Annotated in this window: 12 protein-coding genes; 6 read left to right on the forward strand and 6 right to left on the reverse strand. The window is 61.1% G+C overall.

Features of this window, described 5'->3' with window-relative positions:
* The first annotated feature begins 68 nt into the window (after window positions 1–68).
* On the forward strand, window positions 69–563 hold the full coding sequence (locus GJ629_RS16795) for a GNAT family N-acetyltransferase (protein WP_370515773.1): 495 nt from the start codon (window positions 69–71) through the stop codon (window positions 561–563).
* Between the two features lie 112 nt (window positions 564–675).
* Here the strand turns inward: GJ629_RS16795 and GJ629_RS03695 are convergent, their stop codons facing one another.
* The 3 genes from GJ629_RS03695 to GJ629_RS03705 form a co-directional block, all read right to left on the reverse strand.
* Window positions 676–1,071 (reverse strand): PIN domain-containing protein, encoded by a 396-nt coding sequence (locus tag GJ629_RS03695; protein WP_157511810.1) that lies wholly within the window; start codon window positions 1,069–1,071, stop codon window positions 676–678.
* Window positions 1,068–1,316, reverse strand: a complete 249-nt coding sequence (locus GJ629_RS03700) for an antitoxin VapB family protein (RefSeq protein ID WP_157511811.1) — start codon at window positions 1,314–1,316, stop codon at window positions 1,068–1,070. The genes GJ629_RS03695 and GJ629_RS03700 overlap by 4 nt, the downstream gene beginning before the upstream one ends.
* Before the next feature lie 99 nt (window positions 1,317–1,415).
* Entirely contained in the window at window positions 1,416–2,105 is a 690-nt protein-coding gene (locus GJ629_RS03705; RefSeq protein ID WP_157511812.1) for an MBL fold metallo-hydrolase, read from the reverse strand.
* Between the two features lie 108 nt (window positions 2,106–2,213).
* Between GJ629_RS03705 and GJ629_RS03710 the strand changes: the two genes are divergently transcribed.
* Window positions 2,214–2,384, forward strand: a complete 171-nt coding sequence (locus GJ629_RS03710; RefSeq protein WP_157511813.1) for a DUF5786 family protein — start codon at window positions 2,214–2,216, stop codon at window positions 2,382–2,384.
* A gap of 58 nt (window positions 2,385–2,442) precedes the next feature.
* Here the strand turns inward: GJ629_RS03710 and GJ629_RS03715 are convergent, their stop codons facing one another.
* On the reverse strand, window positions 2,443–2,796 hold the full coding sequence (locus GJ629_RS03715; protein WP_370515775.1) for a hypothetical protein: 354 nt from the start codon (window positions 2,794–2,796) through the stop codon (window positions 2,443–2,445).
* A 109-nt stretch (window positions 2,797–2,905) separates the two neighbouring features.
* Between GJ629_RS03715 and GJ629_RS03720 the strand changes: the two genes are divergently transcribed.
* Window positions 2,906–3,118, forward strand: coding sequence for a hypothetical protein (locus GJ629_RS03720; protein ID WP_157511815.1), 213 nt, complete (start codon window positions 2,906–2,908; stop codon window positions 3,116–3,118).
* 7 nt (window positions 3,119–3,125) lie between these two features.
* Here the strand turns inward: GJ629_RS03720 and surE are convergent, their stop codons facing one another.
* On the reverse strand, window positions 3,126–3,926 hold the full coding sequence (gene surE / locus GJ629_RS03725; protein WP_157511816.1) for a 5'/3'-nucleotidase SurE: 801 nt from the start codon (window positions 3,924–3,926) through the stop codon (window positions 3,126–3,128).
* A gap of 367 nt (window positions 3,927–4,293) precedes the next feature.
* Between surE and GJ629_RS03730 the strand changes: the two genes are divergently transcribed.
* From GJ629_RS03730 to GJ629_RS16000, 3 genes are all read left to right on the forward strand, one after another.
* Window positions 4,294–5,826 (forward strand): AAA family ATPase, encoded by a 1,533-nt coding sequence (locus GJ629_RS03730; RefSeq protein WP_157511817.1) that lies wholly within the window; start codon window positions 4,294–4,296, stop codon window positions 5,824–5,826.
* Window positions 5,819–6,778: a hypothetical protein gene (locus GJ629_RS03735; protein ID WP_197428412.1), complete on the forward strand. Its 960-nt coding sequence runs from the start codon at window positions 5,819–5,821 to the stop codon at window positions 6,776–6,778. The genes GJ629_RS03730 and GJ629_RS03735 overlap by 8 nt, the downstream gene beginning before the upstream one ends.
* A gap of 211 nt (window positions 6,779–6,989) precedes the next feature.
* Window positions 6,990–7,157 carry a hypothetical protein gene (locus tag GJ629_RS16000; protein WP_197428413.1) on the forward strand — a complete coding sequence of 56 codons (168 nt, stop codon included), beginning with the start codon at window positions 6,990–6,992 and terminating at the stop codon, window positions 7,155–7,157.
* A gap of 59 nt (window positions 7,158–7,216) precedes the next feature.
* Here the strand turns inward: GJ629_RS16000 and GJ629_RS16005 are convergent.
* The coding region (locus GJ629_RS16005) for a VOC family protein (RefSeq protein ID WP_370515774.1) at window positions 7,217–7,788 on the reverse strand (572 nt) is incomplete at its 5' end.

Consider the following 7,788-nt stretch of genomic DNA (forward strand, 5'->3'; position numbering starts at 1 on the left):
ATTAGTGCAGCACTCGGGATTATGAGATCAGAATTATACGACTTGTTTCGATAGAGAGTTGTATCGACGTGCAGTTTCGTGAAGCAACTCAAGCGGACGTGGATCGATTTTTTGAGATAACCAGAGCCGCTATCGAAACGCTCGGGGCTGAGCCGTATGATGACCGGCAGGTTTCAGCGTGGAAAAGCGGCGTTGATCCTGCACTATATCCTATCGAAGGTTCTGATACACACTCTCTCGTCGCTGAAACAGACGGCCACGTCATCGGCCTTGGCTGGATGAAACCCGAGGCTGACGGGTACTTCACAAGTGATATCGATGGAGAAATTACTGGTATGTATGTCCATCCAAGCGCTGCGGGAAAGGGAGTCGGAACACAACTGCTCGACGAGTTGGAACAGTCCGTACAGGATGCATCAGTTGATTCACTCGGACTGTGGGCCTCGCTCAATGCGGTGCCGTTCTACAAGAAACACGGCTACGAAACGGTGACAGAGCAAACCCTCGAATACGACAAGGGAATCGAAGTGCCGGTTGAAGAGATGAAAAAGAGATTGGACTAGCTGAATAGCATTGCAACATTTGTGCACTCCATCTTACGAGAGGGAAAGTGACCTCTCTGAGAGGTGTCAGAATAGGCGTGCAGAACTCAGAGGATGGGGTTTGAACCGTCAGTCAGTATTCTTCGACGTCAATGACCTTTTTCGTTTCCTCGTGTGTGAGGTCACGGTCCCTAGAGACAACTGGTGCATCTAACTCTCGACCGACTGCGGCTATCAGCGCATCGTTGCCGTCTAAGTAGGGCCCGCTTGGTGGGACTTCGGTAGCGATTTCGCCTGCCGTTACTGCCGTTTTTTCGCCCACGTCGTACTTCTGGCCCCAAGAGAGGTCAGCTCGAGCGCCAGTAACGTCGCCATTCGGGAGATTCCCCTCGCCAACGAGTACCTCGGCATACGCTGGAACTGGCATTACCCAGCGTTCGTTCTCTGCTCCGTTTGCTTCGTAGAAATCCTTCGTCGCTTCAATGCCGTCGAGATAGTCGATAAGGAACGTTGCGTCGAGGACCTTCATGTAGCGTCCTCAGCGCGCTCACGCGTCCGATTCTCCCGCTTCTCCTTGGACTTTCGACGTCTTTCACGGACACGGTCCGCTTCCTCGTCGGACCAACGGCCAAACCCGTCGCCAAAGTCACCAGTCCGGTCCTCATCAAGGACGCGCTCTAACACGTCGTTGTAACTCTCGCCCCCACGCCTGAGACGGTCGAGTTCGCGTTTTACCCGATCGCTCACCCGAATCTGTTCATCAGCAGTCGCCATCGTTACGTCAACGTTGGCGTCGACATCTCTTAGTCATTGGGTTATGTGGGACCGCCGAGTCCGGGCGGTCGATACCGAAATTACCGACAATAACCACTATCAGAGGCCGCCGACGTACCGCCGCAGCGCCCGGTCCCCGTCCGCAGTGATGGGGTCGCCGTGGCCCATCGCCAGCACCGCGAACGGCGGCGCGCGCCCCAGCAGGTCGATAGCGCTCGCCTTCAGTTGCCCCACGTCGTAGGAATCCAGCCACACCGGCGTCGTGAGGCCGTCCGCGCCGCCCCAGACGAGGTCCCCCACGAAGGCCGCGCCGCTGTCGTGGACGTAGGCGGTATGGCCGGGGTTGTGCCCGGGCGTGTGGTAGGCCGTGAACGACCCGATCCGGTCGCCGTCCTCGACCGACCGCACGTCCAGCGTCTCCGAGAGCGGGACCAGTCGACGGGCAAGCCGGTGGTACAGTCCCTTCGGGTGGGTCCACGGCGGGTCCCACCGGCCGGTGTAGAGGGCCACGTCGGCCGCACCGAGGTAGACCGGGCCGTCGAACGCCGGCGTGAGTCGGGAGAGCCCGCCCGTGTGGTCCAAATCGTAGTGGGTGAGCAGGACTCGGTCGACGTCCTCGATTTCGTAGCCCGCGTCGGCGAGTTCGCTCGCGAGCGACGGGCAGTTGCGCCACAGGCCGGTGTCGACGAGCGTCACCGTCCCGTCGTCGACGAGGAAGGCGTTGGTGTCGTAGGGTCTGATTACCCCGACGTCGAGCCACCACACGCCCTCGGCCAGCAGCGTCGCCATCGTTCACTCGTGGGAGTTGACGGGTAATAACTCCCTGCGTGTGGACACGCCACAAACCGCGCGTTCGTCCACACAGTTTATGACGGTGGTCACTAATCGTATAGTACAATGGGATTCGGAAGCTACGACGAGTCCGAACAGGACTCCGGAAACGAGACAGAGTACGACGAGGACGACGCGGTCAGCGTCCACGAGAACGACCACGACGGCTCCATAGACTTCCAGTCCGACGCCGACGAGGACGAACTGCTGGACAAACTCCAGCAGATGAAAGACTGAGGCGCTCCGCTTTCTCCGATTTTCCACGCTTCCAGCGCCCGCTATCTCACCAGCCCTTTCAGACGCCCGGGACACCGATAGCGTCGAAGCCCCCGACGCCGACCACCGCGAGCCCGTACAGTATCAGGACCGTCGCGGCCCACGCCGACAGCGCGATCAGCGCCGCGGTGACCCACCCGCCGGGGTAGCGGGCCTTGATCACGGCGACGTACGCCAGCAGGACGATGGCCGGCCCGAGCAGCGGGATCCATCCGAACAGGAACCCGACGACGCCCCAGATTATCGCGCCGATCAGCGCGGTCCAGACCGCGCGGGAGTAGTCGTCGGTGTCGGTGATGACCAGCGCACCGAGGTAGATGCCGAGGCCACCGACCAGCAGGCTGACGAGGAAGACAACGACGGAGTCGAGTATTGCCATAGCACATCCTTCCAGCGGCGGAGGTAAAGTACTGTCCGGCGTAGGTATCCCCATCTCACCGTACGGGTCACCTAACAAACCGTCGGGAGCCACTGGGGGTGGTATGGCCGAACAGACGCGCCGCGACCGCGCCCGCGAGACGAGCAGCCGAACCTACACGATGGCCCTGCGCGCCAGCGCGGCCGCTGTCGTCCTCGTGATGTTCGCCGGGCTTGCGTACCTCGTCAGTATCGATCAGCTAGACGGCGGCGCGCTCCTTTTGTACGCGGGCGTCCTGCTGGGCTACATTATGAACGCCATCTGGAGTCGCCAGTGATTCGCGCTCAGGCCGACTCCGGGTAGGTTTCGGCCAGCGCGTCCAGCGCTTCGTGGTGTTCGGTCGTGTGCGGGGCCGTCAGCGGCGACACCGACACCCGCCCCTCGACGACGGCCCGGCGGTCGGTCCCCTCGGGGTCGGGAATCGACCCCTCGGCCATCCGCTCCCAGATACGGTCGTGGAGGGTCACGTCTTTCCCGTCCCGGATGGCGTCCATCTGGTAGACCTCCGAGGGTTCGGTTATCTCCATCGGGACCGGCGTCTCGACGCCGACACCCTGCCCGTCGGTCATCGGGGCGTTGACGTTGAGGTAGTCCGCCCCCTCGAAGACGCCGGCGTCGATGGCGTGGTCGGCGAGGTATCGGCTCGCCCGCGTCGCCGCGCCGTAGGCCTCGTAGTCTTTCGAGGCGCGTTCGAAGGAGATGTCCTCGCGGGCGGGGATGTACATCGAGACGGCTATCGCGGGCACGTCGAAGAACGTGGCCTCGACGGCGGCGCTGACGGTCCCCGACCGCCCGAGGACGTACGCCCCGAGGTTCGCCCCGTTGTTACACCCCGCGACGACGAGGTCCGTCCCCGGCGCCAGCGCCTCCAGTCCGGCGACGACGCAGTCGGCCGGCGTCCCGTGGACCGCGTAGCCCAACTCCCGTTCCTCGACGGTGACCGACGCGGAGATGGCCCGCCCGACGGCGCTCTGGTCGTCGGCCGGCGCGACGACGGTCACGTCCCCGACCTCCCCGAGAGCGTCCGCCAACGCCCTGAGGCCGGTGCTCTCGATACCGTCGTCGTTCGTGAGCAGAATGTCCATACCGTCGCTGGGGTCGGTGGGTGCAAAAGCGTGCTGTTCGGGGCGACTCTCGATTCGACATCCCGGCGTCGACTACCCGCTCTGTACCATCAGCTCGGCACGTTCGTACGCCTCGTCTTCGTCGTCGATGTTCTGTGACGGGAGATACTGTACGAGAACGTCCCGCCAACAGTTGCGACATTCGGAGACGACTTTCCAGCCCTTCCCCTCGTCTTTCAAGCCAAACCAGAGAGATGCGCCACAGCATTCACAGTTTGCTGATGGATGGCGACGTAACTGCATCGCCACCAGTTGCTGCCCTTTTCTATGATAAAGTCCAGTCCGGACCCGTAGCTATTTCATCCCGGAGTTGGTCTGTTGTGGCGTTATGACCTACGACGGGCCGCGAGTGTTTCGCGCTCCGTACGGCAACGACGCCGCCAAAGAGAATTTCGAGCGTACTGTCTTGGAGGGCGTATCCGCTTCGGAGTTCCGTGATCGTACGAGTGTCGACATTGATGGCGACAGCATCCATCTCTGGGGGACCAAAGAGTCCGTCGAAGGTAGCTGGAAGAATATCTCCCCCGGTGATTTTCTGTTCTTCTACCGGGACGGAACGTACGAGTATGCCGCCGAGGTAGTAGCGACGGAGAAGAACCAATCGCTCGGGAAGGATATCTGGCCGAACTACGAGGAGGGGAAGCCGTGGTCGTGTCTCATCTTCCTCGACTCCCCGGTGGTTCTGGACGTTCCTTCGGCCGAAATTCACGAACTTGCGGGCTACGATATCGACTATCCGATGGGGTTCTCCCCACTCAACGAGATGGGTGTTGGTGGAATACGTGGCCGGTATGGGTCCGTCGATGCGCTGGTGTACGGGGATGACTCTGCCGAACAGCGGGACATAGATATCGACGCAGTGCCGGAGTACGAGATACCCGCGACGATACTCGATGGGCTACACTTCCCGGACGGCGGAAAGACTGAAATCGTCGATCAGATCACTGCGGCACTGAACGCCGGGAAACACGTCGTTCTGACTGGGCCCCCGGGAACGGGGAAGACAGAGATAGCGGAGCGGGTATCGATGCACCTCGCAAACGAACATCCGGAGGTCTATACGGGATACCAGACGACGACAGCGACCGCCGATTGGTCGACGTTCGAGACTGTCGGCGGATATATGCCCCAAGAATCCGAGGAATCGCTCGAGTTCACTCCCGGTCAGGTTCTACGCTGTTTCAAGAGAGGGGGAGAGCAGCGAAACGAGGTCCTCGTCATCGACGAGATCAATCGATCAGACATCGACAAATCGTTCGGACAGCTATTTACACTCCTGTCCGGCCAGCAAGTGTCGCTCCCGTTCACACACGAGGGTGACGAGATAGAACTTCTGCCCGCTGGGAACGTCGCCGATTCGATTGAGCCACACCAGTACGCCGTTCCGCAATCGTGGCGCCTCATCGGGACGATGAACAGCTACGACAAGACATCACTGTACGAGATGTCGTACGCGTTCATGCGCCGGTTCGCGTTCGTCTACATCAGCGCTCCGACCGTGCCGGAAGACGGGCAGCACCGTGACTCACTCATCGAGGACTACGAATCGGCGTGGGGGATCAGCGTAGAGCAACCCGTTCGTGAAGCGGTCGGGGATATCTGGTACGTGACGAACAACGCAGTGTCCGAACGGAAGATCGGTCCAGCGGTGATCCGAGATATGCTGGCCCACGTTCAGGCGTCGCCGAAAGGGATGGAGAGTTCTCTCACCGATGCCGTCGTGAGCTACCTGTTCCCGCAACTGGAGGGTGTTCCGCGCCGCGAACGGATTGTCTCTCGTCTGGTGACTATCCGTGGCATAGAGGAGTCACGGCTCCGGGAGCGTGCGGGCGATATTCTGCAAGTGACGATAGATGAATAGGGAGCAGTTGCTCGACGGTCTGACGCAGGATATCCTAGCCTACGTGATGCACGGGTCGTTCTCCGAGAGTCACTTCGCCGAGGAGATCGCTCCGGAGGCACTCGACGAACGGTTCTACGACTACGAATCCCTCGTCCGTCTCCACTTCGTTCTCCGACCGGATGTCGTCGATTTCATAGAGACACTGCCGTCTGAACTCCGACGGATCAAAACTCAGACCCGGAACACGTCCACTGTCTCTCGTGGGAACGTGGACGGTCGAATCCACTGGGGAAAGACAGTTCGGACACGCAACTCCCAGCATCCCGGCGACAGGTCGTTGTTCGTCTGTGAAAACCGGACTGAGGACTACGATATCGACGAGAATATCGTTCTCAAGCGGCTGCTGTCGGTTATCTACGCCACTCTGGACGATTCCAGAGAGTATCTCGAACGGGACTACGAGTGGGTCACCGAACGGTGGAGCGAGAACACCGAGCTAGTAGACCGGATGAGAGCGATATTCGAACGGAACGTCCACGTTCGGCGTATCCGGCCGCCGGGAGAGTACGAACCGACAGCGAGGATGATACGGCGAGCAGAAAACTCCCGCAGTGAGCTTTATCGGCGTGCTGCGACGCTCCTCTCTGAGTATAGAGATGCTCTCGATGGGGACCCGGATTCGATACGGGAACTCCTCGATCTGACGGCTGTAACTCCAGACGACGACGAAACGCTCCTCGAACTGTACGTTCTGTTCCGGTACATCGCGACGATAGAGCAGTTGAGTGAGAGCGAGTTCGAGATGCGGACGATCAAGTCGGCAAAACAGGAAGTCGCACGCCTGTCCCGTGACGGGACGGACATAGTCCTCTACCACGACAACTCCGGACAGTCGGGGTCTCTCTTTCCTCTCCGACGTGTCCGAAAAGTCGAGAGAGGAACTATCACGCACGGAACTTGTCGAGCGTGAGTCGCTCCGTGTCGCAAACACGTATTTCGAGGACGAAAAGTTTCAAGACGCCACCGGTCGGCCTGACGTCATCGTCCTCGAAATCGAGGCCGAAGACGAGAGGGAGTACTTGATCACCGAGGTAAAGCACTCGTCGCGTCCGGAGACGGTCAGAAAAGGGATCGAAGAGACGCTGGAATACCTCGCGTTTCTCCGGCAGGACGACGATATCGTGTACGAAGAATCCACCTTCGGAACCGGTTGGAACGGAGTGCTGGTCGTTCAGGACATCGACGGTTCCTCGACAGCCCCGTTGGACTCACAGCGGTCGATACGAATCCTGCAGGCCTCTGAAGTCGAGACGGAACTGGAAACGATCCTCGACCGTATTCTGGAGTGAGTCCGCCGCGCGATTGCTACCGGAAACTCGCGCTTTCCGCGTACCGGAATCAGTGACACTCAGACCCGAAACCGGACCTCGATACCATCCGGCCCCGTCACGGTGATGCCGTCGTCCGTCTCGGTGACGACGTACCGGCCGTCGGCGATCCGGTCCCGAACCGCGGCCAGCGAGCCCGTCTCGGGGACGACCACCTCGAACCACGACAGGCCGCTGGCGCCCGCGGGTCCCGACCGGCGGTTCCACGTGTTCGCGCCGAGATGGTGGTGGTAGCCGCCGGCGGAGACGAAGCACGCGGCCGGCATCGTCACTTGGACATCGAAGCCTACCGTGTCGACGTAGAACGCACGGAACGCATCGAGCGAGGTCACTTCGAGGTGGACGTGGCCCACGTCGGTCCCGGCGGGAGCGCGCGTCGCGCCGCGGCGGCGGCCGAATCGGATCGAGGTCGAGGGGGTCCGTCCCCATCCGCGTCGTCCCCCATATGGTGGTAGGCCGGTCCGTCGAGTCCGGCCCCGCGGTCCACCCGACATCGGCGCGACGGCCTCAAGCAGGCGATGCTGGATACCGTTGGCCCACTCGATGGTTGCCCGCGCGCGGTCCCCGACAGCCCAGTCCGATTCGGGGCGAC

This window comes from Halapricum sp. CBA1109, from assembly GCF_009741825.1.
GTDB lineage: Archaea > Halobacteriota > Halobacteria > Halobacteriales > Haloarculaceae > Halapricum.